Source organism: Pseudonocardia tropica (assembly GCF_040105315.1).
In the GTDB taxonomy this organism is placed as follows: domain Bacteria; phylum Actinomycetota; class Actinomycetes; order Mycobacteriales; family Pseudonocardiaceae; genus Pseudonocardia; species Pseudonocardia alni.
Genome location: NZ_JBEDNP010000001.1, coordinates 75,243 through 99,602, shown reverse-complemented (window position 1 = coordinate 99,602; position 24,360 = coordinate 75,243). Strand labels below are relative to the sequence as shown.

At 74.7% G+C, this 24,360-nt stretch carries 23 protein-coding genes and 1 tRNA gene; 21 read left to right on the top strand and 3 right to left on the bottom strand.

Going from position 1 to position 24,360, the window contains the following annotated elements; all coding sequences use genetic code 11:
- Positions 1-213: 213 nt before the first annotated feature.
- The 7 genes from WHI96_RS00490 (at position 214) to WHI96_RS00460 (ending at position 5,955) form a co-directional block, all read left to right on the top strand.
- On the top strand, positions 214-2,277 hold the full coding sequence (locus tag WHI96_RS00490; protein ID WP_349302329.1) for an Hsp70 family protein: 2,064 nt from the start codon (positions 214-216) through the stop codon (positions 2,275-2,277).
- 332 nt (positions 2,278-2,609) lie between these two features.
- Entirely contained in the window at positions 2,610-2,894 is a 285-nt protein-coding gene (locus tag WHI96_RS00485) for a hypothetical protein (RefSeq protein ID WP_253069361.1), read from the top strand.
- Positions 2,895-2,961: 67 nt separating this feature from the next.
- A complete protein-coding gene (locus tag WHI96_RS00480; RefSeq protein ID WP_345654432.1) occupies positions 2,962-3,786 on the top strand; it encodes a DMT family transporter in 825 nt (274 codons plus the stop codon).
- A 24-nt stretch (positions 3,787-3,810) separates the two neighbouring features.
- Complete coding sequence (locus tag WHI96_RS00475) at positions 3,811-3,963, top strand: hypothetical protein (RefSeq protein ID WP_345654429.1); 153 nt, start codon at positions 3,811-3,813, stop codon at positions 3,961-3,963.
- A gap of 43 nt (positions 3,964-4,006) precedes the next feature.
- Positions 4,007-4,345, top strand: a complete 339-nt coding sequence (locus tag WHI96_RS00470; protein WP_226354384.1) for an MmcQ/YjbR family DNA-binding protein — start codon at positions 4,007-4,009, stop codon at positions 4,343-4,345.
- Between the two features lie 15 nt (positions 4,346-4,360).
- On the top strand, positions 4,361-5,314 hold the full coding sequence (locus tag WHI96_RS00465; protein ID WP_345654424.1) for a ketopantoate reductase family protein: 954 nt from the start codon (positions 4,361-4,363) through the stop codon (positions 5,312-5,314).
- Entirely contained in the window at positions 5,311-5,955 is a 645-nt protein-coding gene (locus WHI96_RS00460; protein ID WP_345654421.1) for a maleylpyruvate isomerase N-terminal domain-containing protein, read from the top strand. Before WHI96_RS00465 ends, WHI96_RS00460 begins: the two co-directional genes overlap by 4 nt.
- Here WHI96_RS00460 and WHI96_RS00455 read toward each other — a convergent pair.
- Positions 5,952-6,551, bottom strand: coding sequence for a hypothetical protein (locus tag WHI96_RS00455; protein WP_345654418.1), 600 nt, complete (start codon positions 6,549-6,551; stop codon positions 5,952-5,954). The genes WHI96_RS00460 and WHI96_RS00455 overlap by 4 nt on opposite strands.
- Before the next feature lie 205 nt (positions 6,552-6,756).
- Between WHI96_RS00455 and WHI96_RS00450 the strand changes: the two genes are divergently transcribed.
- The 4 genes from WHI96_RS00450 to WHI96_RS00435 all read left to right on the top strand — a co-directional run bounded on the left by WHI96_RS00450 (position 6,757) and on the right by WHI96_RS00435 (position 9,837).
- The gene (locus WHI96_RS00450) at positions 6,757-7,647 is read left to right on the top strand and encodes a hypothetical protein (protein ID WP_345654415.1); all 891 of its coding nucleotides are present in this window, start codon (positions 6,757-6,759) and stop codon (positions 7,645-7,647) included.
- Positions 7,644-8,717 (top strand): PrsW family glutamic-type intramembrane protease, encoded by a 1,074-nt coding sequence (locus WHI96_RS00445; protein WP_345654413.1) that lies wholly within the window; start codon positions 7,644-7,646, stop codon positions 8,715-8,717. Before WHI96_RS00450 ends, WHI96_RS00445 begins: the two co-directional genes overlap by 4 nt.
- Positions 8,718-8,763: 46 nt before the next feature.
- Complete coding sequence (locus WHI96_RS00440) at positions 8,764-9,396, top strand: pyridoxamine 5'-phosphate oxidase family protein (protein WP_345654410.1); 633 nt, start codon at positions 8,764-8,766, stop codon at positions 9,394-9,396.
- Positions 9,397-9,462: 66 nt separating this feature from the next.
- Positions 9,463-9,837, top strand: a complete 375-nt coding sequence (locus tag WHI96_RS00435) for a hypothetical protein (protein WP_345654408.1) — start codon at positions 9,463-9,465, stop codon at positions 9,835-9,837.
- A 206-nt stretch (positions 9,838-10,043) separates the two neighbouring features.
- Here WHI96_RS00435 and WHI96_RS00430 read toward each other — a convergent pair.
- A tRNA-Gly gene (locus tag WHI96_RS00430) sits at positions 10,044-10,117 on the bottom strand.
- A 163-nt stretch (positions 10,118-10,280) separates the two neighbouring features.
- Here WHI96_RS00430 and WHI96_RS00425 point away from each other — a divergent pair.
- From WHI96_RS00425 to WHI96_RS00415, 3 genes are read left to right on the top strand one after another with little or no spacing between them, the layout of a single operon-like run.
- Complete coding sequence (locus WHI96_RS00425) at positions 10,281-11,462, top strand: UDP-N-acetylglucosamine 2-epimerase (RefSeq protein ID WP_345654405.1); 1,182 nt, start codon at positions 10,281-10,283, stop codon at positions 11,460-11,462.
- A 26-nt stretch (positions 11,463-11,488) separates the two neighbouring features.
- Entirely contained in the window at positions 11,489-12,073 is a 585-nt protein-coding gene (gene dcd, locus WHI96_RS00420; RefSeq protein WP_345654402.1) for a dCTP deaminase, read from the top strand.
- A 45-nt stretch (positions 12,074-12,118) separates the two neighbouring features.
- Positions 12,119-13,276 carry a hypothetical protein gene (locus WHI96_RS00415; protein WP_345654399.1) on the top strand — a complete coding sequence of 386 codons (1,158 nt, stop codon included), beginning with the start codon at positions 12,119-12,121 and terminating at the stop codon, positions 13,274-13,276.
- A gap of 60 nt (positions 13,277-13,336) precedes the next feature.
- Here WHI96_RS00415 and WHI96_RS00410 read toward each other — a convergent pair whose 3' ends face one another.
- Positions 13,337-15,811 carry a heterodisulfide reductase-related iron-sulfur binding cluster gene (locus WHI96_RS00410; RefSeq protein WP_345654396.1) on the bottom strand — a complete coding sequence of 825 codons (2,475 nt, stop codon included), beginning with the start codon at positions 15,809-15,811 and terminating at the stop codon, positions 13,337-13,339.
- 521 nt (positions 15,812-16,332) lie between these two features.
- Between WHI96_RS00410 and WHI96_RS00405 the strand changes: the two genes are divergently transcribed.
- From WHI96_RS00405 to WHI96_RS00375, 7 genes are read left to right on the top strand one after another with little or no spacing between them, the layout of a single operon-like run.
- Positions 16,333-16,611 (top strand): hypothetical protein, encoded by a 279-nt coding sequence (locus WHI96_RS00405; protein ID WP_020622502.1) that lies wholly within the window; start codon positions 16,333-16,335, stop codon positions 16,609-16,611.
- Between the two features lie 3 nt (positions 16,612-16,614).
- Entirely contained in the window at positions 16,615-17,304 is a 690-nt protein-coding gene (locus WHI96_RS00400) for a hypothetical protein (RefSeq protein ID WP_345654393.1), read from the top strand.
- Positions 17,291-20,347 (top strand): ATP-binding protein, encoded by a 3,057-nt coding sequence (locus WHI96_RS00395; protein ID WP_345654390.1) that lies wholly within the window; start codon positions 17,291-17,293, stop codon positions 20,345-20,347. The genes WHI96_RS00400 and WHI96_RS00395 overlap by 14 nt, the downstream gene beginning before the upstream one ends.
- On the top strand, positions 20,344-22,251 hold the full coding sequence (locus WHI96_RS00390) for a hypothetical protein (protein WP_345654387.1): 1,908 nt from the start codon (positions 20,344-20,346) through the stop codon (positions 22,249-22,251). Before WHI96_RS00395 ends, WHI96_RS00390 begins: the two co-directional genes overlap by 4 nt.
- Positions 22,241-22,837: a hypothetical protein gene (locus WHI96_RS00385; RefSeq protein ID WP_345654384.1), complete on the top strand. Its 597-nt coding sequence runs from the start codon at positions 22,241-22,243 to the stop codon at positions 22,835-22,837. The genes WHI96_RS00390 and WHI96_RS00385 overlap by 11 nt, the downstream gene beginning before the upstream one ends.
- Positions 22,834-23,859: a C40 family peptidase gene (locus WHI96_RS00380; RefSeq protein WP_345654381.1), complete on the top strand. Its 1,026-nt coding sequence runs from the start codon at positions 22,834-22,836 to the stop codon at positions 23,857-23,859. Before WHI96_RS00385 ends, WHI96_RS00380 begins: the two co-directional genes overlap by 4 nt.
- Positions 23,860-23,887: 28 nt before the next feature.
- Positions 23,888-24,283, top strand: coding sequence for a hypothetical protein (locus WHI96_RS00375; protein WP_345654378.1), 396 nt, complete (start codon positions 23,888-23,890; stop codon positions 24,281-24,283).
- Positions 24,284-24,360 lie beyond the last annotated feature (77 nt).

Sequence of the window (24,360 nt, the reverse complement as noted above, 5' to 3'; positions counted from 1 at the left end):
GTTGCCTCCGGGGCTGTGAGGTGGGTACCGGTCGCGGTGTCGGCCGGTGATGACGAGAAAGCTAGGGGCCCCGCCGGATCCGGCCATCGGGGATCGCTCCGGGTCCGTAGGGGGGCCGTTAGGGGATCGGTCCCCCACCTCGATCTGCTGCGCCGCACGGGCTAACACCGGGGCGTCCCCTGTCGATGGGTCTGGCGAGAGGACCACGCCGGCGTGCCGGTCCGAGAGCTCGACGAGGGGGGAGCAGTGATGTCGTACCTGCTCGGGATCGATCTGGGGGCGACCTCGGTGACCGCTGCCGTGCTGCGCACGGGCGGTGCCGCCGAGCCCGTGCGGCTGGGGGGCCGCGACGGGAGTGACGTGCTCCCGGCGGTGCTCGTCGCGACCCCGGGCGGGGACCTCCTGTGCGGTGAGCCCGCCCGTCGCCGCGCCCCGGCCGACCCGGACCGCGTCGCCCGCGGCTTCCTCGACCGGGTCGGCGACCCGACCCCGCTGTCGCTGGGCGGCTTCACCTACGCGGCCGAGGACCTGTGCGCCCGGCTGGTGCGCGTCCTGGTCGACGAGGTGTCGACCCGGCACGGCGGCCCGCCGTCGCGGATCGGCGTCACCTGCCCGGTGGGCTGGGGCCGGCACAAGCGGGACCTGCTGGCCGCCGCCCTGCGCCGCCGCGGGCTGACCGTCTCCCTGGTGACCGCACCGCAGGCCGTCGTGCTCGCCCACCGCGCCGTCGTGCCGGCCGGGGGGCCGCTCGCCGTCGTCGACCTGGGGGGCAACGGGACCACCGCGACCGTGCTGGCCGCGGCAGCACCCGGGGTGCTGCCCGACGCCGTCGGCCGCACGCTGAGCTGCCGGACCGGTGGCGCCGACATCGACGACGCGGTGTTCGCCTTCGTCCGGTCCTCCTCCCCGGCCACGGCCGCCGCGTTCGACGCGCTCGACCCCGACGACCCGCGGACCGTCGCCGCCCTGACCGCCCTGCGCGACGAGTGCCGCGCCGCCAAGCAGCTGCTGTCCCGGGACACCGTCGCGACCGTCCGGGTGGAGATGCCCGGCCTCCGGACCGCGGTCCGGATCCCCCGCTCCGACCTCGACGAGCTCGCCCGCCCGCTGCTCGAGCCGGTCGCCGACCTGGTGCAGGACGTCGCCGCCGCCGCCCCCGACGCCGAGGTGCTGCTCGCCGGTGGCGCCGCGCGGATGCCGGTCGTGGTGCAGGCGGTCTCGGCGGCACTGGGCCGCCCGGTCGCCGTCGTCGCGGACCCGGTGGCCGACGCCGCCCGCGGTGCCGCACTGGCCGTCGCACCGGGGGCGGGGACCTCCTGGCCCGGTGTGCGGATGGCGCCGCTGACCGGTGTCCCCGCGCCCCGCGAGCCCGTCGACCCGGCCGGGTGCAGCCCGTGGGACGGGCCCGGGCCGGACGCCACCGAGCGCACCGACCGGACCGCCCCGGCGTGGCCGACCCGCGGCGAGCGGGAGCGGACCGCGCGTACCGAGCAGCCCGCCGCGGCCGCCACGGCCGTCGCGCTGCTCGACCCGGAGCCGCCGACCGGCCCGCTGGCCGCGGTCCCCCGCCCCCGTACGGCGCAGCTCCCCGCCCCCGCGCGGACCTCGGTCCTCGGGGCCGGACAGCCGCCCGCGCCGTCCATCGCCCGCCCGGAGCGGCCCGCCCCGGACACCCTGGTCACCCGGGACGCCCCGGCCACCACCCGTCGCACCACGGTCACCCGGCAGCGCCTGGTGGTCGGTGCCGGTGGTCTCGCCGGTGCCGCCGCCATCGCGGGTGCGCTGCTGTTCTGGCCCACGACGAGCCCGGGGATCGGTGAGCTGAGCGCGGCCCCGGTGCTGAGCTCGCCGGCCGTCGCGCCGGCCCCGGTCGCCCCGGGGGCCGCCCCGGCCGCGGGCGTCGCCGCCGGTCCGGGCGGGGGCGCCCCCGCGGGCGGGAGACACGCCGCCGGTGGCGCCGGTGCCTCGGGTGGCGCGGCCACCGGGGGTACGGCGGCCCGTCCCGCCGCTCCGGTCGCGCCCGTCGCCCCGGCTCCCGCTCCGGCGGCTCCGGCGCCGGCCGCGCCCGCCGCCCCGGTGGTGTCGACACCTCCGGTCACGACCCCGCCGGCGACGACTCCGGGCCCGAGCACGTCGGTGGAGGGCACGCCCGGCCCGGCCACCCCGACGCCGGTCACCACCCCGCCCGCCACCGACCCGAGCACCCCGGTCCCGGGTCCGACGACCACGGACCCCGCGCCGACGTCGACCACCCCGGCCGCGGGTACGGCTGCGTGATCATCCTGTCGGACAAGGAATCGATCACCGATCACCCTCTGCGCTGCGACGACAGCGCCGAGTGACCCCCACCCCGTCCCGCCCGGACCCCGGGGCGGGATGATTCGGACCGCCGGGCCGGCGTGGACACGGGAGCCCCCACGCCGGTTCGGCCCCGTGCGCCATGCGCTACGGCCGTGCCCGAAGGTGTGACCACCACCGCGTCGCGTCGCCCGTGTCCACCCCCTCCGAGGTGGTAGAACACTGATCGTCACGGTTCGGGCACGGTGTGAGAGGGGCGCGCGGTGACGCGGTTGGCGGGGGCGGTCATCGGCATGGCGGCAGGTGCGTTGGTGCTCGCGTACGTCGTGGTGGGCTGGCCCATCCTGGTGGTCGGAGGGCCGCTGCTGGTGGGGGTGGCCCTGACGGTCGGCATCCTGGTCCTCACCGAGCGTCCGCGGGCGCTGTTGGCGCAGCGCCGGGCGACGCAGGGCGGCACGTCCCCCTGGCAGGCCGCCGCCGGTACGCGTGACGAGCAGCCCGGCAGCGGGCTGATGAGCGGCTTCTTCGAGATGCCCGCGGCACTGCCCGAGCAGCGGCCCGCCCCGTCGGACGCCCGCCCGGCCGGCACCCGGTAGCAGTACGTCACAATCGGCCGGTGCCGATCATCCCGCGTGCCGCCCGTGCCCTGACCCGGGCCCGCCCGTGCTGATCGGGATGCTCTTCGCGGTGTTCGCGATGCTCTGCAGCACCGCCGCCGCCATCCTCCAGGCCGACGCGGCCAACCAGGGCGGGCGCACCAGCGCCGTCCTGGCCCGACCCCGGTTCCTCGGCGGGATCGGGATGGACATCGTGACCTGGCTCTGCATGGTCGTGGCGCTGCAGTACATCCCCATCTTCGCGGTGCAGGCGACGCTCGCCGGGGCCATCGCGATGACCGCCCTGTACGCCCGCTACTTCCGGGGCGAGTGGCTGCGGCCGGTGCACCGGCTCGCCATCGGCGCCAGCATGCTCGGGCTCGCGTTCGTCGCCGGCAGCGCGGGGACCGAGCGTAAGCAGGCCCTGACCGGCCACGGCACGACCGTGGCCGTGCTCATCGCGGCGCTCGTCGTGATCATGGGGGTGACGCTGGCGATCACGAACTCGACCACGCCGTGGCCGTCCGCGGTGCTCGCCGGGCTCGGGCTGGGCGGCGGTTCGGTCTGCATCCGCGCGATGCACGTGTCCGAGGGCGTCGACCTGGCCGGCCTGCTGCGCGAGCCGCTGGTCTACATCCTGGTCGGCATGGCGCTGACCGGCCTGTACAACTACGCCCGCGCGCTCCAGCTCGGCGACGTCTCCACGGTGACCGCGCTCTACATGGTCACCCAGGTCGTCGTGCCCGGGCTGGTCGGCATCACCCTGCTCGACGACACCGTCCGCCCCGGTCTGTGGTGGCTGCTGCTGCTCGGGCTGGCGCTCGTCGTCTACGGCACCTCGATCCTGGCGCGGCGCCGTCCGGAGAAGCGGACTCCCCCGCGGGTGGCCTAGTTTCGGGCCGTTCCTTCATCGCTGATGGGGATCGACGCCTTCCACCCGGAGCCGGTGTCGCGCCGCCTCGCCGGGCTCGCGCCGGGAGCGGATCCGGTCGAGCAGTGGAAGGTCGAGCCGCACGTGGCGGACGGCCGCGCCGCCGTCGACCGGTTCCTCGCGGCCCACCTGGTCTGATTCCTCCACGACGGGCAGCGTCCGCCGCGGGCACCATGTCCCCATGCCGAGCTGGGACGACGTGGTACGGATCGGGTCCGGGCTGCCGGAGGTCGAGGAGTCGACCTGGTACCGGACGCCGTCGCTGAAGGTCCGTGGCAAGGGCTTCGCCCGGCTGCGCACCGAGGCCGAGGGCGGGCTGGTGCTGATGTGCTCGCTCGAGGAGAAGGAGGCGCTGCTCGCGTCGGGCGACCCGGCGTACTTCACGACCCCGCACTACGACGGCCACGGCTCGATCCTCGTCGACCTGGACCGGGTCGACGCGGGGCAGCTCGCGGAGCTCGTCGAGGAGGCGTGGCGGCGGAAGGCCCCGCCGTCGGTGGTGCGCCGGCGCGACGGCTGAGCCAGGATCGACCCCGTGCGCTACGTGGTGATCGGGGCAGGGGCCGTCGGCGGGACGATCGCGGCGCGGCTGCACGCGGCGGGACGGGAGGTCGTGGTCGTCGCCCGGGGCGCGCATCTCGACGCGATCCGTGAGCGCGGGCTGCGCCTGGACACCCCGGACGGGTCGACCACCCATCCGGTGGAGGCCGTGGGCACGGTCGGCGAGGCCCGACCCACCCCCGACGACGTCGCGATCCTGGCCGTCAAGTCGCAGGACACCCCGCCTCCGCTGGCCGCGCTGCTCAAGGCGGCCCCCGGGATCACCGTGGTGTGCGCGCAGAACGGCGTCGCCAACGAGCGGCTCGCCGCGCGCCGCACCGACCGGGTGCAGGCGATGCTGGTGATCCTGCCCGCCGAGCACTACGAGCCGGGGGTGGTCGTCGCGTCGTCGTCGCCGGTCCCGGGCGTGCTCGACGTCGGCCGGTTCCCCGCCGGTGTCGACGCCACCACCGGGGCGATCGTCGCCGACCTCAGCGCGGCCGGGTTCTCCTCCCGCGCCGACCCGGACGTGATGACCGCGAAGTACGGAAAGCTGCTCACCAACCTGGCCAACGCCGTCGACGCGATCTGCGGGCTCGACGACCCGGACGCGCCCCGCCTCGTCGAGGCCGTGACCGCGGAGGGCCGCGCCGTCCTGGACGCAGCCGGGATCACCGCCCGTACCGGTGACGACGACCGCGTCCGCCGGGAGGGCACCATCACCGAGCGGCCGGTCGCGGGGGCGACACGGCGGGGCTCGTCGTCGTGGCAGAGCCTGCGGCGCGGGACCGGGTCCATCGAGGCCCGCTACCTCAACGGCGAGATCGTGGCCCTGGGTGCGGCGCACCGGATCGCGACCCCGGTCAACACCGAGCTGATGCGGGTGGCCGAGGAGATGGCCGCGGCCGGGGAGCAGCCGGCGTCGCGGTCCGGTGCGGACCTGCTGTGACGGCCTACCCGCTCGACGTGGCGCGCCCGGCGTTCCTCGACGCGCTCGACGGGCTGTCCGCGCTGCTCGACCACGTCGACGACACCGGCCTGCACGCCCGCAGCCGCTGCCACGGCTGGCTCGCCGCGGACGTCCTCGCGCACCTGCACCTGGGCCTGGTCGAGATGCTCGCCGGGTTCCCCGCCCGCACCGACCGCCCCGCCGACGCCGACCTCGCGACCTACTGGACCGCGCTGCCAGGGTCCGAGCTGCCGGGCTGGGCGCACGAGCGCTTCGCCCGCGCCGTCGCGGCCGCCTACGCCCGCCCCACCGGGCAGATCGTCCACGTCGCGACGACGCTGCGTGGCCTGCGCCGGCTCGTCGCGGACCTGGACGGGCCGTACCGGCTGGAGTTCCAGGGGCACGTCCTCGACGTCGGGGACTTCGTCGGCACCTGGGTCGTGGAGGTCGTGGTGCACCACCTGGACATGACCGTCGCACTGCCGGACGCACCGGCCCCGCCCGCGTCGGGGCTCGCGGTGGTGCGGGAGACGGTGACCCGGCTGGCCGGTCCCGACGTCGTCGCGGGGTGGGGGGACGACACCGCCCTCGCGCTCGCCGCCACCGGGCGGGAGCCGGGGATGACGCCCGTCCTGGGCTAGTAGGTGATGCTGACGGGACCGTCCTGCAGCTGTGCGCGGGAGAACGGCACGCCGCCGGTCGCGCCGCTGCCCACGGCGATCCGGTAGAAGTCGTCCCGGGCGGCGACGTCGTCGATCGAGAACGAGAACGTGCACGTCGAGGAGTAGCCCGACCAGCTCGTCCCGGCGCCGGACGTCCCGTCGCCGAGGACGCCCGCGCCGACGATCTCGCCGTTCGCATCGGTGATCGTCACGGGGGTACCGCTGTCGAGCCAGCTGTAGAGCCCGGCCCCGTTGCACGCGCTGTGCGGCGTCAGGGTCGCGTAGGTGCTGGTCAGGGTCACGGCGCCGGTCACGTCCATGGTGCGGTGCGCCGCCGCGGCCGCACCGAGCATCGCCACACCCAGCAGCGCCCCGACGACGCCCAGCACGACCCAGCCCCGGCGTGGCCCGGTCCCCGTCACGGGTCGTCCCGGGGGCACCGGGCCGAGCCCGGCGGGGACGTCCGGCGCGACCGGTCCCGCCCAGGCCGGCGGCGGCTGCGGCACGCGCGGTGGCGGCCCACCCCACCACGGCTGCTCCGGCCCGGTGCTTCCCCGCTCGACGGTGCTGGTCATGTCCCCACGTCCCCACGACGGCGGGCACCCGGTGCGCCCGCGACGCCCTCCTGTCGGGCCGGTGAGCTGCTCCGTTTCGCCCCGTCATCACAAGAGATGAAGTGCGCCGTTCGGACCAAGATCACCGATAACGACAGGGTGGTGCGTGCGATGAGCAGGCAACACGGCCGGACTGATCCGGCCGCCGTCGTCGGGGAGGGTCGTCATGGTGGAGCGGTGCCGGTGCGGGGCGGAGCTGCGGGGCTCGCTGCACTTCTGCGTGGGGTGCGGCCGGCCGCGGGCACAGGCCGTCGTCCCCCGGCCGCGGACCGGGGCGGTGCCGGTCGGTGCCGGGGCCCCGGCACCGCAGGGACGGACCGCCGTGCAGCACCCGTCGACGGCGCAGTACCGCCCCGCCGACCGGTACCGCCCCGCCGCGCCGGCGGCGGCCCCGTCGGCCTGGGCCGGCCCGCAGCCGACCGGCTACGCGCCGGGCTGGGACGCCCCGGCCGGATGGGGCCCGGTGGCGACCGCACCGTCGCGGACGCCGTGGGTCGTCGCCTCGCTGGTGCTGGTGACGCTGCTGCTGGCGGGGGCGGCGTTGCTCGTCCTGCGCCCCGACCTGCTCCCCGGCACCGCGCCCACCGTGACCCCGGCGGCCGCGCCGGTGCCGGTGGTGGTCGCCCCGGCCGCGGCGCCGGTCGTGATCCCGCCGACCACCTATGTGCCGGGCTACAGCCCCTCACCGACGACGTCGCTCACCGAGCAGGCCGCCGCCGACAGCCCGCGCGTCGCCGCGACGGCCGGCTACTGGGTCCCGCAGCTGTCCTCCAAGCGCGCCGGTACCAGCGACGGCGGCATCACCTACGACGAGCAGGGCATCCTCGACCACTACCGCGGCCTCGCCGCGCAGTACCCGGGCGCCGCGCTGCTCTGGTCCGGCGACTGGCCGGTCTTCCGCAACGGCGACTACTGGGTCGTGGTCGTCGCCCAGCCCTTCACCACCGCGGCCGGCGCGAACGCCTGGTGCGACGCCCAGGGCTTCGGCTCCGACGACTGCTTCGCCAAGAAGATCTCCTGGAGCGACAGCCCGCAGGGATCGACGGTGCACCGGTGAGCGCGCCGTACGGGCCGCGTCCGCGGACGCCGCTGCCGGACGTGTCGGTGCTGTTCCCGTGGCGGGCGTGGACCCGGCACCCGTGGTTCCGGTCGTGGACGACGTGGGTGTTCGTGGCGCTGATCGCTGCCCCACCGCTCGCAGTGAGCATGAGCACGACCCCCTCCGGCGACGGGGACGACCTCGCCCGAGCCGCCTTCGCCTGCTACTTCGGCGTCGCCTGGTTCCTCGTCCTGCGTGCCCTCATCGGGCCGCGTGGGATCACGGGCTCGACGCTCGCCGTGGTCGTGGGGGTCGCGCTCGTCGTCGAGGCCCCGCTCGCACTGACGATGGAACGGCTGCTCGGCGCCTCCACACTGGCGAACGACAACGTGCTGCTCGGGATCGTCACCGTCGGAGTTCCGGAGGAGATCGCCAAGGTCGCCCCGGTCCTCGCGCTGGCACTGGTCCAGCCGCAGGTCTGGCGTCGTCTCCTGCCGCGTGAGTTCCTGTTCCTCGGTGCCGTGGGCGGGCTCGCCTTCGGCGTGGTCGAGGCGATCGTCTACGCCAATGCGCCGTACGGCACCACTGGGGTCGTCCTGGTGTGGCGCCTGCTGACCAACCCCGTCGTGCACGCCTGCTGGGCCGGCCTGACCGGCTACTTCATCGGGCTCGCGGCCCGCTGGACCGACCCCGGGGCACGCCTCGCCCTCGTCGCGGTCGGGCTCGGCGTCGCAGCGACCCTGCACGGGGTGAACAACGCCGTCGCCGACCTCAGCGGGTTCGCGTGGGCGGTCGTCGTCGCTGTCAGCGCGTTGCTGTTCCTCGGGTACGCCCACGTCGGGCTGCTGGCTCCGGGCACAGGGCCGCGGGCCACCACGAGCGGGACCCCGTGGGCCGTCGGGCACCCGCCTGCCCCGGTCGCGGTTCCGCGAACCGCGGGGCACCCGTCGGCACCGGTCGTCTACCCGGCCCGTCCGGCCCCGGCACCGTGGTCGCCGCCGCTCCGCCCCGGCACCCCGCCGTCGACCACGTCCGGCGGGGTCCCCGACCTGCCGACGACCCGGCTGCCCGTCGTCGGACACCCGTGACCGGAATCCCCTCGGCTCCGCCCGCGTCCGCGCCTACCGTCGGTCCATGACGTCCGACGCGCACGGCACCGAGATCCGTACCCTCGCCGAGCTGCAGGAGATCACCGGGCACCCCATCGCGCCCGCGCTGGCGAAGGAACGCGACCACCTCGTGGACGTGCACCGCGCCTGGCTGGCGGCGTCCCGGTTCCTGCTGCTGGCGACGTCGGGCCGCGACGGCACCTGCGACGTCTCGCCGAAGGGTGACCCGGCCGGGTTCGTGCACGTCGTCGACGACCGGACGGTCGCGATCCCCGAGCGTCCCGGCAACGGCCGCGTCGACGGCTGGCGCAACGTCCTGGAGAACCCGCACGTCGGCGTGATCCTCCTGGTGCCGGGGCGCAACGACACGCTGCGCATCAACGGCCGGGCCCGGCTCGTCCGGGACGCGCCGTACTTCGACGAGCTCGCCGTGAAGGGTCGCCGGCCGCTGCTCGCCTGCGAGGTCGCGATCGACCAGGTCTACTTCCACTGCCCCAAGGCGTTCCTGCGCTCCGAGCTGTGGGCGACGACGAGCTGGCCCGCGCCGGACGCGCTGCCCTCCACCGCGCAGCTCGCCAAGCGGCTCGCCCGTCCCGACGAGCCGCTGGAGAAGATCGAGGAGTACTACGGCGCCGGCTACGCGGCCCGGCTCTACTGAGCGTGGCGTGCAGGGTCGCGCAGGTTACATCGAAACCGCAGTTCAGACCCTGCACAATGGGGACACGTGACACCCCCCGTCCCGCCCCTGTGGCGGTCCCTGCGCGCCCTCCTGTCCGCCGTCCTCACCACGCTCGCGATCCCGGTCGCGCTCGCGGCGGGTGCCGCGCTGCCACCGGCCGCGGTGGTCGTGGGGATCGTGCTGGCGGTGGTCGTCGCCGGGGTGGCCCGCACGCTGTGCTGGGTGGCCGGGGGACCGATCGGCGAGCGGGCGACGGCGCTGGCCGTGGCCGGCGGCCTCGGCGCGGGGGGCGCCGCGATCGCGCTGGGCGTGGTCGCGGTGGTCGCCGGCCCCGCGGTGCTGGTGCTCGTCCCGCTGCTCACCGGGGCCGGGGTCGCGACCTGGTGGGTCGCCCGCCCGGACGTGCCGCCCGCGCTCTGACTCCATGATCACCGGTTGTGGAGTCCGGAGTGCACTCCACGGCCCTCTGCGCTCCACAACCGGTGATCATGAGGCCGCCCGGCGACCGCCACGCGCCACGGGTTGCGGACCGGCGTCGCACGGGGACGGCACGAGGGACCGTTCCCCGGAGACGACGACGGCCCGGGCTCGGCGGGAGACCTACCGCTGACCTGGGCCTTCGTATATGGAGCGGATGACGGGAATCGAACCCGCGTATTCAGCTTGGGAAGCTGATGTTCTACCATTGAACTACATCCGCATGGCGTGAGATCACCCTAGCACCACGATCCGCGTACCTGTCACGGACCTCCCCTGCCCGGTCGTCGCACGATCCGACCACCGGGCGCGCGTGTCTCGACCCGACCGCCCGCTCCGCGCACACTCGTCACCGTCGGTCAGACCTCGGCCGGAAGGCGACTGCGATGACGATGTTCGACCCGACGTCGGGCGACGTGTCCGGGCTCCCCTCGGACCACGAGCACGACGTCCTGCTCATCGCCGGCAGCCGTCCCGAGGTCGCCCGGCTCGCCCCGGTCGCCGGGGCCGTCGCGGCGGCGGACCGCATCCGCGGGATCACCGTCGCCACGGGGCCGGACCCGATGGCCGTCCACGAGGCGTTCGAGGCGCTCGGCGTCCCGACCGACATCACGATCCTGCTGCCGCTGGAGACCGGGCCCGGCATGGCCGACGTCGCCGCGGCGCTGTTCACCCGGCTCGACCAGCTGCTCGTCGACCAGGACCCGTCCGCGGTGCTGGTGCACGGCGGCGGGCTGGCGGCCGAGGTCGCGGCCACGGTCGCGTTCTGGCGGCGGATCCCGATCGTGCACATGCAGGCGGGCATGGGCACCGACGACCTGCTGTGCCCGTTCCCGCAGGAGGCGCACCGGCGGGTCATCGGCCAGCTCGCGTCGCTGTTCCTCACCACCAGCGGGTCCGCGCTGGGCAGCCCGCTCGGCCCGAACGTGCTGACGATCGGCGACACGATCAACTCGCTGCCCGGACCGCAGCACCAGGGCTGTGTCGACGCGCTGGAGCGGGTGCACGACCAGCACCGCAGGCTGATCGTCGTCGACCTGGCGCGGGCCTCGTCGTCGCCGGTGCTGCGCGGGGTCGCGGACCTGCTGGAGCGCTACCCGCGGATCGAGATCGTGCTGTTCGGCGCGCTCGCCGCCGGGGAGACGGCGCAGTCGCTCGGGACCCACCCGCGGGTGACGGTCGTGGCCGAGCCGGCGCTGCCCGACCAGCTGGCCGTGCTCACCGCGGCGACCGTCCTGGTCAGCGACGACCACGAGCTCGTCGTCGACGCGCCCGGTCTCGGCACCCTCGCGGTCCTGGTCGACGGGCCGAACGTGCCGCAGCCCGGCGACTCGATCCGCAGCATCGCCGCGCACGACGCGGCCGCCGCCGTCGGGCAGGTGCTCGACGGCGACCACGGGCGGCGCGCCGCCGCGTCGGACGGGTTCGAGGCCGCCCGCGCCGAGCAGGCCGTCGCCTGGATGTTCGGGCTGACCCGCTCGCCGCAGCTGCCCGACGACCTCGTCGGCGGCGGCCGGCACAGCCCGGGCGGGGTGGAGTCGGACTCCGAGGAGTCCTCCGAGGCCTGACCGCGGGCCCTGGATAGGGTGTCGGCGTGCTGCTCTCCGACGGTGACCTGCGCAAGGACATCGAGTCCGGCCGGCTCGTGCTCGACCCGTGGGACGTCGAGATGCTCCAGCCGTCCAGCGTCGACGTCCGGCTGGACCGGTACTTCCGCGTCTTCCAGAACTCGCGCTACACCCACATCGACCCCGCCCAGCAGCAGGACGAGCTGACGACCCCGGTGGAGACGCCGGACGGCGAGTCGTTCGTGCTGCACCCCGGCGAGTTCGTGCTGGGCTCCACGTTCGAGCGCGTCGGGCTGCCCGACGACCTGGCCGGACGCCTGGAGGGCAAGAGCTCGCTCGGCCGTCTGGGGCTGCTGACCCACTCCACCGCCGGGTTCATCGACCCGGGCTTCACCGGCCACATCACCCTCGAGCTGTCCAACGTGGCGAACCTGCCGATCACGCTGTGGCCGGGGATGAAGATCGGGCAGCTGTGTCTGTTCCGGCTGTCCAGCCCGGCCGAACGGCCCTACGGCACCGAGGGCGTCGGGTCGCGCTACCAGGGGCAGCGGGGACCGACGCCGTCGCGCGCGTTCCGCAGCTTCCACCGCACCGACACCCGGCGGGCCTGAGCTCGTCGCCCCGCCGGGGGTGACGGCGTCGCTACGCTGGCGGTGATGGACGCCGACCGCAGCTCCCCGGACCCGTGGGCCACCGGCCGCCGCCGGAGCGGCCGGCCCGATCGCGGCGTCCGCCGCGCCACCCCGCCCCGGCAGGGCGACGCCGGTCCCGGCGCGCCCGGGCGTGGCGCCCCCGCTCCCGGCACACCCGCGCCCGGCGCCGGCGGCGAGAACGCGGCCGGTGGGGGCCCGGCCCGTTCCGGGCCCGCCACCCCGCCGGACCCGGGCACCGAGCTCGTCATGTCCCCCGTGGTCCCCCCGGAGCCCGACCCCGGCTCGCGCGCCCTCACCCGCCGGCCCGCACCCGACCCCACGGACCCGCCACAGGCGGACCGCGGGACGGAGGACCGGGACCCCTGGGCGCCGTGGCGCCGCCTGCGCCCCCGCACCGTCCGCGGCGCCACCGCGCTCGGTCTCGCGGGCGCCGCGGTCCTGCTCCTGCCCTTCCTCGACGACCCGGACCGCTGGTGGATCCCGGTCGGCCTCGGGTTCGGCACCCTGGTCCTGCTCGCCCTGCTGCGGCTGGACCGCCTGCTGCAGGGGTGGGCACCGCACGTCGCCGGGGTCGTGCTCGTCGCGGCCCTGGTGAACGGGACGCGGGAGAACCCGTGGGCGTGGGCACTGGCCCTGTCGGTGGGGGTGATCGTCGCCGGGGCGCTTCTGCTGCCGCGCTGGACGGTGCTCGCCGTCGGAGTGGTGCTGCTCGTGGTGTCCGGGGTCGGCTACTCGTTCCGCTCGGCCGAGATCCGGCAGGACCAGGCCCGCGTCGACGCGCAGGCCGGCGCACGGTTCCGTACCGACCTCGGCGTCGCCCGCCCGCAGCTCGCGCTCGTCTCGCTGGACACCGGGGTCGCCTCGCCGAACCCGGCCCGGGTCTGCCGCCTCGTCCAGCCCGCAGCGCTCGACCAGCTCCGCGCCGCGACGGGCGCCGCGGGCTGCGAGGACGCCGTCGCCGTCCTGCACGGGCGGATGCCCGCCGGGGCACAGGTCACCGTCCCGGACCGGCGTCCGGACCCGGAGGTGGCGGTCGGCGCCACCACCGCCGTCGACGCCTGCGGCTCGGCCTGGGGCGCGGCCGCACCGCAGCTCGGCCGCGTCGTCCTCACCCGCACCACCACGACGACGTTCCAGGTCAGCTCCTTCACCCCCTGCTGACCCGCACACGACGACGGCCGGGCACCCCCTGCGGGGTACCCGGCCGTCGTCGTTGCCGGGTCAGTTCTCGTTCGAGCGCTCCCGCGTCGCCTCCTCCGGCGACGACCCGTTGGTCGACCCGTTCGCCGCTCCGTTCCCCGACGACGCCGGGGTCCCGGTGCTCGACGCACCGTCCGAACCGGCCGGGGTCGGGTCCTGCTTCGCGGCCTCCTCGGCCACCTCGGCGGTCGGGGTGGCGGTCCCCGGGGCGTCGGTGGTGGGCGCGCTCTGGCCCTCGGTCTCGGGCTGCGGCTCCGGCGCGGTCCCGGCGGGGGAGTCGCCCCGCTTGACCGCGGCGAGCAGCATCTGCGAGACGTCCTGGACCTGCACGGCCTCACCGGCGGTCTGGTTCACGCCGTCGGTCATCATCGTGCGGCAGAACGGGCAGCCGACCGCCAGCGTGCCGGAGGGCTCCGAGCCACCACCGGCCCGGGTGAGGGTCTCGGCGGCCTCCTCGGCGCGGGTGAAGTTGATGCGCTTGCCGATGCGCTCCTCCATCCACATCCGGGCGCCACCGGCACCGCAGCACATCGACCGGTCGCCGTGGCGCGGCATCTCGGTCAGCGTGGTCGTCCCGGCCGCACCGGTCGCGTTGATCAGCGCGCGGGGCTCCTCGTAGACCTCGTTGTGCCGCCCGAGGTAGCAGGGGTCGTGGTAGGTGACCGGGCCGGTCTCCTCGCCCGCCGGGGCGGACACGGGGACCAGCTTCTTGTCCCGCACCAGCTTGTTGAGCAGCTGGGTGTGGTGCACGACCTCGTAGTGCCCGTCGAGCTGGGGGTACTCCCGGCCCAGGGTGTTGAGGCAGTGCGGGCAGGTCGTCACGATCTTGCGGGTGCCGGTCTCGCGGCCCTCGAAGACGGTGTTGAGGGTCTCGACGTTCTGCTGGGCGAGCATCTGGAACACGAACTCGTTGCCCGAGCGGCGCGCCGGGTCACCGGTGCAGGTCTCGCCCGAGCCGAGGACGGCGAAGTTCACCCCGGCGCGGTGCAGCAGCTCCGCGGTGGCCCGGATGGTCTTCTTCTGGCCGTCGTCGAACGCGCCGGCGCAGCCGACCCAGAACAGGTACTCGGTCTCGGCGTCCAGATCGCCCTCGACGACCGGGACCTCGAAGTCGAGTCCCTTGGTCCACTCGAGGCGGTCCTTGGCGTTCTGGCCCCAGGGGTTGCCCTTGTTCTCCAGGTTCTTGAACAGCGAGTTGAGCTCGGTGGGGAACTCGGTCTCGATGAGGACCTGGTAGCGGCGCATGTCGATGATGTGGTCGACGTGCTCGATGTCGACCGGGCACTGCTCGACGCACGCACCGCAGGTGGTGCAGGACCACAGGATGTCGGGGTCGATGACGCCCAGGACGTCCTCGCCGCCGACCAGCGGACGGCCCGCGGCCTCCAGCGCGTCGACCGGGATGGCCTTGAGCCGCTCCTCCGCGCCCTCGCCGGTGATGCCGACCTCGTCGCCCGCCATGTCGCGGCTGCCGCCGGCGAGCAGGTAGGGGGCCTTCTCGTAGGCGTGGTCGCGCAGGGCGTTGACCAGCAGCTTCGGCGACAGCGGCTTCTCGGTGTTCCATGCGGGGCACTGCGACTGGCAGCGGCCGCACTCGGTGCAGGTGGTGAAGTCGAGCAGGCCCTTCCAGGTGAAGTCCTCGACCTTGCCGACGCCGAAGGTGTCGGTGTCGGGGTCGGCCTCCTCCAGGTCCAGCGGCTTGCCGTTCGACATCATCGGCCGGGTCGCGCCGAGGGCCTTGTACCCGTCGTCGTTGCGCTTGAAGTAGATGTTCGGGAACGCGGTGAACCGGTGCCAGGCCACACCCATCGTGGGCTTCGCGGCGATCACGATCAGCCAGATCATCGCGGACAGGACCTTGACCGCGGCGAACACCGAGACCAGCGCCGGGGACGCGGGCAAGACCACGGACAGGGCGTAGGAGGCCGGGGCGGACCAGACCGGTACGTCGAACGCGCCCATCGAGATCTTCGCGGCCCGCACGACCAGGATGCCCAGGCCCTCGAGGAACACGACGCCCTCGACGAAGTACGCGCGGCCCATGTTGGAGCCGTAGAACCGCGACATCCTGCCCTGGGAGCGCGGGTTGTCCAGCTGGCGGATCACGATCAGCGCGCCGATGCCGACGACGGTCGCGACGCCGAGGATCTCGACGTAGAGGGAGTAGACCGACCACTCGCCGATGATCGGCAGGTGGAAGGTGGGGCTCCAGACCTCCACGAACGCCTCGGCCAGCGCCAGGATCAGACCCAGGAAGCCGACCATCACCAGCCAGTGGAGGATGCCGACCTTGGTCCACTTGAGCATCCTGGTGTGACCCAGGGTCTCCTTGAGCATCGTCGCGAACCGCGGCCCGAACGGGCCGTTGCGCGTCGGGTCGGACTCACCGAGCCGGATGATCTTCACCATCCGGGTCACGGTCATCGCGACGAGGGCCACGGCGGCGATCGCCGACAGCACGGTGACGATGCCGAGCGTGTACTGCACCCAGGTCATCTGGAGGAACCTCCCTGTTGAACACCCAGCGGTCCCTGCCGGAGCGTGGTGCTGCCGTGACGGAACGGGACGGGAATCGATGAACCGGTCCGGTGGGGCACCGTGGCCGCGGCGGGGCGCGCGCGTCCGGGGGCGCACGGCGTACCGTGCCGCCGGGACGGGGCGGGCCTCTCCATCGCGATGCCTCCTCGGACCTCGTCGTCGCGCTGGTGTGGTGGGGCGCGAGGACGGTCGGGCGAAGGGTAGTGCGCCCGGCCGTGGGTTGCCCGACCTCACCACGGGTCGGCCGCGCGTGTTACCGAACAGTAGCCAAGGCCGACCATGACATCCCGGGCCAGGGTGGGGATGTCGGGGAGACACGGGTCACGCCCGATCGACGCTGGTCCGACCGTGTCGACCCGATCGCGCAGCGTGGCGCACCCGTGGGCCGGGTGGCTCAGCCCCTAGGATCCCGGACGGGTCTCGTGGTCTACTCGCCTGCGGGAGCGACCGGGACAAGCGGACTGCCGCAAGGAGGAGCTGTGAAGACCTCGTACGAGGCGATCCAGCTGGTACTCGCCCAGGGCGGACAGCTGACCACGGTCAACCTCCGCGACTGGATCACGAACAACATCGTGCCGCTGATCCTGCTCGCGATCGCCGTCATCCTGCTGTGGATCGGTGGTCGTGGTGACAACGCCGGCGTGGCCCGGCGCAGCATCGGGCTGCTGGTGGGCCTGATCGCACTGGGCATCGCCGTGACCGGCAGCGGTCCGGCCATCGGACAGGCGCTGGCCAACCTGCTCGTGACCCCGGGCTGATCCGTGCTCGTTCGCACGGACGACGAGGTCTACCGCGTCGACGCCGTCTGGCTCGGGCCGCCGCGGGCCACGTTCCCCTGGCGCGCCCGCTACGTCAGCTACGGCGTCGGGCTCCTCGTCATGATGCTGATCATGTTCGTCCAGCGCCGGCTCGGTATCGGCCTGGACTTCTTCTCGGTGGCCTGGGCGCTCGTCGGTACCGTCGCGATCACCCGCCTGCTCGGCAAGAAGATCGACTACGAGCGGCCGCTCGGTCAGGTCCTCGGCCAGTTCTGGGCCGAGGTGACCGGGCCGCGGGCCGGGCGCAGGGCCGCGGGCGGCTCGGTCCGCGCGGGCCACGTCCGCGTCCACACCACCCGCGCCCACCCCGGCGTCCCGTCGGTCGGTGGCCGGACCCCCGTGCTGTCCACCGCGCAGCGCACCCGGATCGACGCCGCGGGGACGCGGCCGCCGGTCACCGTGGACGCCGTCGTGGACGCGCCCGTCACCACCTCCTCCGTGGTCCCGGGGCTCGAGGCGCCGGTCGCGGCACCCGCGCGCGCGGTCCCGCCGCTGCCGGAGCCGGGCAGCGCCCCGCGCAGGAGCCGTTTCCGCCGCGCCCGCGGTGGTGGCAGCGGTCGCGGCGCGAGCGTGCCCGCGCGCACCACCCGTCCCGACCCGTGGCGCCGGAGTGGCCACCGTGGCCGCACCTGAGCGGACCCCCCGGCCGAAGGCGCGGCGCGGCCGGGCCCGCGCCGGCGAGGGCGGTTCGGACTACACCCCGTCGATCGCGCTGCGCTCGATCGACGGGCACATCACACGTACCAACGGGCAGGTCATGGCCTGGTACCGGCTCGCGGCGCAGGCGTGGAGCTTCCGCAGCGACAACCAGCGCGAGGTCCTGATCCGCCAGATCGCCGCGCAGCTCGGCGAACTGCAGGGGCGCTGGCTGCACCTGCGCGTCACGACCCGGCCCTACCCGGTGCACATGTGGGCGGAGTCGTTCGACCAGAACGCGATCGGCCGCATGCCCGACGTGCCCGGCGCGCTCGGCTGGGACGGGTTCCTGGAGGGCGAGCAGCGCCACCTGATGGGCCTGTCGATGGCCGACAAGGAGGTCTTCCTCGGCATCGAGGTCTCCGGCCGCGGGTTGCTCGACCGCTGGGTGGAGCGCGCCGCGCCCGTCCTGGACCGGCTCGTACCGTCCGCGGTCAAGGCCGAGCTCGCCGCGTTGGAGACCGAGATCAACCACCTCGACGTGCTCGTCGCCGGGTCCGGTCTCGATGCCGTCCCGGCGAGCGCGGAGGACATGGCCTGGCTGATGCACCGCTCGGTCGCCCTCGGGCTGCCGGCCCCGCGCGGGCTGTCCTCGGTGCCGCGCGGGGTGTCGACCTGGGAGCCGGAGGACCTCGCCGCGTTCACCGAGGGCGTCGACCTGCACCAGGAGCCGTATGCGCCGACGGTGCAGGTCGTCGGGCGGATGCGCAGCCAGACCGTCACCCGCAACGTCGCGGTGCTGAGCGTCGGGCTGATGGAGGGCCTGCGGATCCCCGAGATCGACGACCCGTGGATGCAGCACTCCGACCGGCTGCCGTTCCCGGTGGAGTGGTCCGCGCGGATCTACGTGCGCCGCCCGGAGGACGTCACCGGCGAGCTGCAGCGCCAGATGGGCAAGGTGCGCAGCCAGATCCGGCACTACACCCACGACCACGACCTCGACCCGCCCATGTCGCTCGCGCGGCAGGCCGACCGGGTCCTGGAGGTCGAGGACGAGCTCACCACCGGGCTCACCCAGCTCAACACCCGGCTCTACGGCTGGTGGCGGATCGCCGTCTCGGGCCGCGACGAGGCCGAGGCCACCACCCGCGCCCAGCAGGTCGTCGACCTGTACCGGCCCAAGGTGCAGATCGAGCACCCCGAGGCCCAGTACCGCTACGCCCGCGAGTTCATCCCCGGCGAGCCGCTGGCCGCGACGGCCTACCGGCGACGCGGGTCGGTCACCTGGGCGGCCGCCGCGGTCCCGGCCGCGACGGCCAGCGTCGGCGACCGCCGCGGGATCATGCTCGGCGAGACCTGCACCGCGACCCGCCGCCCGGTCGCCTGGGACCCGTGGTTGGCCCAGGAGGTCCGGCGCGCGTCCGGCCTCACCGCGATCGTCGGCGGCCTGGGCTCGGGCAAGTCGTTCCTCACCGGGCTGGTCGTCTACAAGACGCTGCGCGCCGGGGCCCGCTGGACGGTGCTCGACCCGTCCGGCCCGCTGGCCGAGCTGACCCGGCTGCCGGAGCTGGCGCCGTTCTCCCGGCACATCAACCTGCTCCGCGCCGACCCCGGCATCCTCAACCCGTACCGGGTGGTCGCCGAGCCGCGCCCGGACCACTTCCTCGACGACGAGGACCCCGAGCGCGCCTGGAAACGGGAGCGCTCGCTGGCCGCGGCCACCCGTCGCCGGCTGGTGCTCGACGTGCTGTCCGGGCTGCTGCCCTACGAGATCGCCCGCCAGCCGCACACCCGGATCGTGCTGCTCCGCGCCGTCCGCGAGGTCGGCGGCTCGCCCGACCGGCACCCGGGCATGGTCATCGACGCGCTGCGCCGGCACGCGACCGAGGGTGAGGACCACGCCGGCGTCGTCGCGGACTTCCTCGACGAGCGGCGCGAGCTGCCGCAGGCCGCGCTGCTGTTCCCCGACGAGACCCGCGCCGACCCCTGGCAGGCCGACCGCGACTACCGGCTCACCGTGCTGACGATGCAGGGCCTGTCGCTGCCGCGCCCGGGCAGCCCGCGCGAGGAGTGGACCGACAACGAGTCGCTCGGTGTCGAGCTGCTGAACCTGGCGTCCTGGCTGACCCAGCGCACGATCTACGACGCCGACCGCAACCTCCGCAAGGGCGTCGCGCTCGACGAGACGCACTTCCTGTCCCAGGTGCCCACCGGCAAGGTGCTCATCGACCGCCTCGCCCGCGACTCCCGCAAGTTCAACGTCCGCGCCCTGTTCGCCTCCCAGCTGGCCGGCGACCTGCTGCGGGTGTCGGGCTTCGCGTCGCTGGTCAACGCCGTCTTCGTCGGCCGGACCGACGACGAGGAGGCCCAGTCCGAGGCGCTGCGGCTGCTGCGCGTGCCCACCGGCGTCGGCTACGAGGAGATGCTCGGGACCCTGTCCCCACGCCCCCGCCACGACGACCGGCCCGACGACGCGCCCCGCCAGTTCGTCTTCGCCGACGGCCACGGTGGTGTGGAGAAGGTCCGCATCGACCTGGAGGCGCCGCACCTGGAGCACATCCGCGAGGCGCTCGACACCAACCCCGACGCGGCCCGCGTCGTCGCCCCGCGGCCGCCGGGTGGCCCGGCGATCACCGCGCCCGGGCATCCCGAGATGACCGCACCCGACGAGCCGAGCCCGCTGCCCGCGCGGCGCGCCCCGGCCCCCGTGGTGCTGCCCGACCTCGACGGCGACGAGATCGACCTGCGCACCGACACCCGGATCGGCCCCGGCGACGACGACCCGGTCCTGGCCGGCGGGGTCCGTGCCGGTGGGGTGCAGGTCGTGTCGGTCGCCGCGACCGACGCCGCCGTCGGCCGCGCGGAGCTCTACGACGACGAGCAGCTCGACCTGCTCGACGAGCTCGACGACGACTGGGTGGTCGACGAGCCCGCCCCGACGAACGGCACCCGCCCGTCGAGCGGCGACGGCCCGGTGAACGGGTCCGCCGTCACGAACGGCCAGCCCGCGGTCGCTCCCCCCGACGGGGACGGACGGTGACGGCGGGCCTCGACCCGTCCGGCGGCGCAGGCATCTGGGTCGTCCTGGGCGTGCTGCTCGCGGCCGTCGTCGTGTCGGTGCGGAAGACCCGCCGCCGCACGCCGCAGACGCCCGGGGTGACCCGTCGCCGTCGCCGGCGGACGGCGGTCCTGGTGGTCACCGCGATCGCCGGCGGCACGCTGCTGCTCGGCTCGCCCGCCATGGCGCAGGCGCTGGACTGCAAGACCCCGCCGGAACCGGACCGCCCCGGCACCGGGCTGGTCGGCTCGCTGGACCGGCCCTCGGCGCTGCACGGGGAGGCCGGCAGCGTCTACGAGGAGGTCGGCTACGCCGGTCTCGTCTGGCACAACTACGACCTGGGCTGCGCCGCGTCGGGCGTGCTGAACCCGTCGGTCACCACCGACACCTGGCTCGGCAACCAGGTCTTCAACCTGGCGAAGCTGACCGTCGGCGGCGTCAACTGGGCGCACTACCTCATCGCCGACGGCGGGTCGCTGTTCGCGCCGCTCGACCAGGTCATCACCACCGCCACCCGGGCGATGTACGAGACCGTGTTCACCACCTGGGTGGGCCTCGGCCTGCTCGGGTTCGCGATCGTCGTGCTGCTGCTGGCGATGCGCGGGGAGCTCGCGCGCCAGGCCCAGCGCACCGGCATCGCGGTGCTCGCGCTCATGATCGGCTCCGCCGCCTACCTCGCCCCCGTCGACTGGTCGCGGGCCGCGGACAACCTCCTGCTCGACGGCGTCACGCAGATGCAGGAGGGCTTCCTCGGCCAGGTCGGGCTCGGCACCCGCGACACCCTCCCCACGGTGCTCGTCGACCAGGTCGCCTACCAGAACTGGCTGCGCGGCACCTTCGGCGCACCGGATGTCCCGCAGGCCCAGGAGCTGGGCCGGGACCTGCTCCGGGCGCAGGCGTTCACCGTCGACGAGATCGACCAGGGCCAAGACACCTCCGAGACGGCGGAGCGCAAGAAGGGCGAGTACGCCGCGCTCGCCGACCGGATGGGGGACCGCTACCCGTACTTCACCGGGGCCTCCGGCAGCCGGATCGGGGCCGGGACGCTGGCGCTGATCCAGGCCGCGTGCATCGCGCTGTTCCAGCTGCTGTCCAAGGTCCTGGTGCTGGTCGCGCTGCTGATCATCCGGCTGATGGTGGTGACGGCGCCGGCGATCGCCGTCGTCGCGCTCCTGAAACCGGACGTCGTCCCGGCGATCCTGCGCATCGGCGGCGCCGCGATCGTGAACACGCTCGTCGTCGGGGCGCTGGCCGGGCTGCACGCGCTGCTGGTCGTGTCGCTGTTCGCCCCCGGGTCCGGGGTCGACCTGTGGCTCGCGCTGCTGGTCACGGGCGTGGTCACGCTCGTGCTGTGGGCGGTCGCGCGGCCGTTCCGCCGGCTGGTGTCGATGGTGACGCTGACCCGCGAGCAGTTCGGCGGGATCGTCCCCGGCATCAACGGCGGCCCGGTGTCGCGGGTGTGGAACCGGATGCGCGGCCCGAACGACGCCGACGAGCGCCAGTCCCGCTGGTGGTCCGAGCGCGGCGGCCCCGGAGGGTCCGGCGACCCGGGTGCGGCGCGCCCGGAGGCCGAGACCGCGGCCGGACCGGGCGCCCGGGTCCGTCGTCGCGCGGCACCGGACGTGTCCTCCCCCCAGGCGGCCCGGATCGCCGAGCCGCGACGCGGGGCGCTCCCGGTCGGGGCGTCCGGGCGGCCCGACACCGGGTTCGCCACACGGGTCGACCCCGGCGAGGTCGACGACCGCTCCATCTACCGCCGCGACGACGCGGGTCCCCGCCGCCCCGGCGACCCGACCCCGGTGACCCCGGAGCTCGTCGACGGCGTACCCGTCTACAAGATCTACCGCCCGCGGGCGGCCCGCACCGGCGGCGACCGTGCCGATTAGGTCCTCCCGCGGCCGCGCCGGCGCCTACCGCGCGGTGTGGCAGTGGCCGCTGCGCTCCCCCGCCCGGCTCGCCGTGACGGTGGTGGTCCTGGGCGGGCTCGTGTTCGGGCTGGTCTCGCTCGGCGGTTCCGGCGGGGCGGCGTCCGGCGGCCTGATCGCCGGGGGCGGTTCCGGCGGCAACCGGTGGGACAGCGGCTCGTCCGGGGTGTCCGCGACGCCCACCCCGACGCTGCTGCCGCCGGTGCCCGAGCTGACCCCCGAGGCACTGCCGGTCTCCCGGGCACCACGGCAGGCGCTGGAGACCGCGCGGGTGTGGGCGTCGGCCTGGGTGAACCACCCCGACGGGACGACATCCCAGCAGTGGGTCGCCGGGCTGCGGCCGTACACGACCGACGAGTTCCTCGGCGTCCTCGCGGGCGTCGACCCGTCGAACGTGCCCGCCTCGCGGGTGACCGGGCCCGCGACCGCGACCCGGGTCGCGGCGCGGAGCGTCGAGGCCACCGTGCCGACCGACACCCTGACCCTGCGGATCCTGGTCGTCGACACCGAGGCGGGCTGGAAGGTGTCCCGCTACGACCGCGCATGAGCACCCCGCTCACGCGTGCGCTGCGGCCGTTGCGGCTGCTGCTGCCGTTCGTCGCGATCGGGATGGCGCTGGTGCTGTTCCTGACCGTCGGCTTCCTCGCGTTCAGCCCCAACCTCGGTGGCGGCCGGTCGAACGCGGCCTGGTGCGACACCGGGATCTCGACCGCGACGGTCGGCCGCGGCGGCGGGGGAGCCACCTTCGAGACGCTGTCCGACGAGCAGAGGCAGAACGCCGCCGCGATCATCTCGGTCGCCAAGGACATGGAGCTGCCGCCGAAGGCGTGGCTCGTCGCGCTGGCCACCGCGATGCAGGAGTCGACGCTCCGGAACATCGACTACGGGGACCGGGACTCGCTCGGGCTGTTCCAGCAGCGGCCGTCCCAGGGATGGGGCACCCCCGCCCAGGTCACCGACCCCGCCTACAGCAGCCGGATCTTCTACGAGCGGCTGATGGAGGTGCCGGGCTGGGACTCGATGCCGGTCACCAAGGCCGCGCAGACCGTGCAGCGCTCGGCCTTCCCCGACGCCTATGCCAAGTGGGAGGGCCTCGCCGCGTCGCTGGTCGAGAACATCGGCGACGTCGCCAACCCCACCGGCTGCGCCCCGGGCACGACCGGCGCGCTCCCCCCGGGCGTCGCCGGCGCGGCGATCGGCTTCGCGCTCGGTGAGCTCGGCAAGCCCTACGTGTGGGGCGCGACCGGCCCGGACTCCTGGGACTGCTCCAGCCTGCTGCAGGCGTCCTACCGGGCGGCCGGCGTCACGATCCCGCGGGTGTCGCGCGACCAGTACAACTCCGGCGGCCACCTGCCGGTCCGGGACATGCAGCCGGGCGACTTCCTCTTCTACGCCCACGACACCTCGGACCCGACCACGATCTACCACGTGATGATGTACCTGGGCGACGGCAGGATGGTCGAGGCCCCCAACCGCAACTTCCCCGTCCGCGTGCAGCCGGTGTCGTGGGAGTTCGGCGATCTCGTCCCGCTCGCCACCCGGCCGGGGACCACGCCGAACCCCGCCTGAGCCGGGTCGAGGCGCCATCATGGGCGGCATGCGCTCCCCGCTCTCGGACTACCTCGACTCCGCGGCGCCCGGTGCCTGCCCGGACCACCTCGTCGTGCCGCGGTCACTGGCCCAGTCGATGCCGCTGCGCTGGCAGCAGGTCTTCGTCGGGCTGCTCACCGACCTGCACGACGCCTACCCCGGCGTCGACTGGCCGGAGTACGCCGTGTCCGCGGTGCGGGCTGAACCGCTGACCGAGCTCGACGACGCCCAGCTCGCCGTGCACGGCTACGTCACCGAGCTGGGGCCCGACGGCGACCTCGAGTACCGCGACGCCGACGACCGCGTCGTCCCCGGGTCGCTGCCCGTCCGGGTGGAGGTGCCCGACCCCGTGCCGCCGGCGTCGGCGGGGCAGGTGCCGCGGGGGACCGTCGTCCTGCGCTGACTGAGATGCACCTCAGCGGGAGTCGTCGATCTCCACGGCCCGCCGAGCTGCATCTCGACGCGCGGTAGGGACACCTT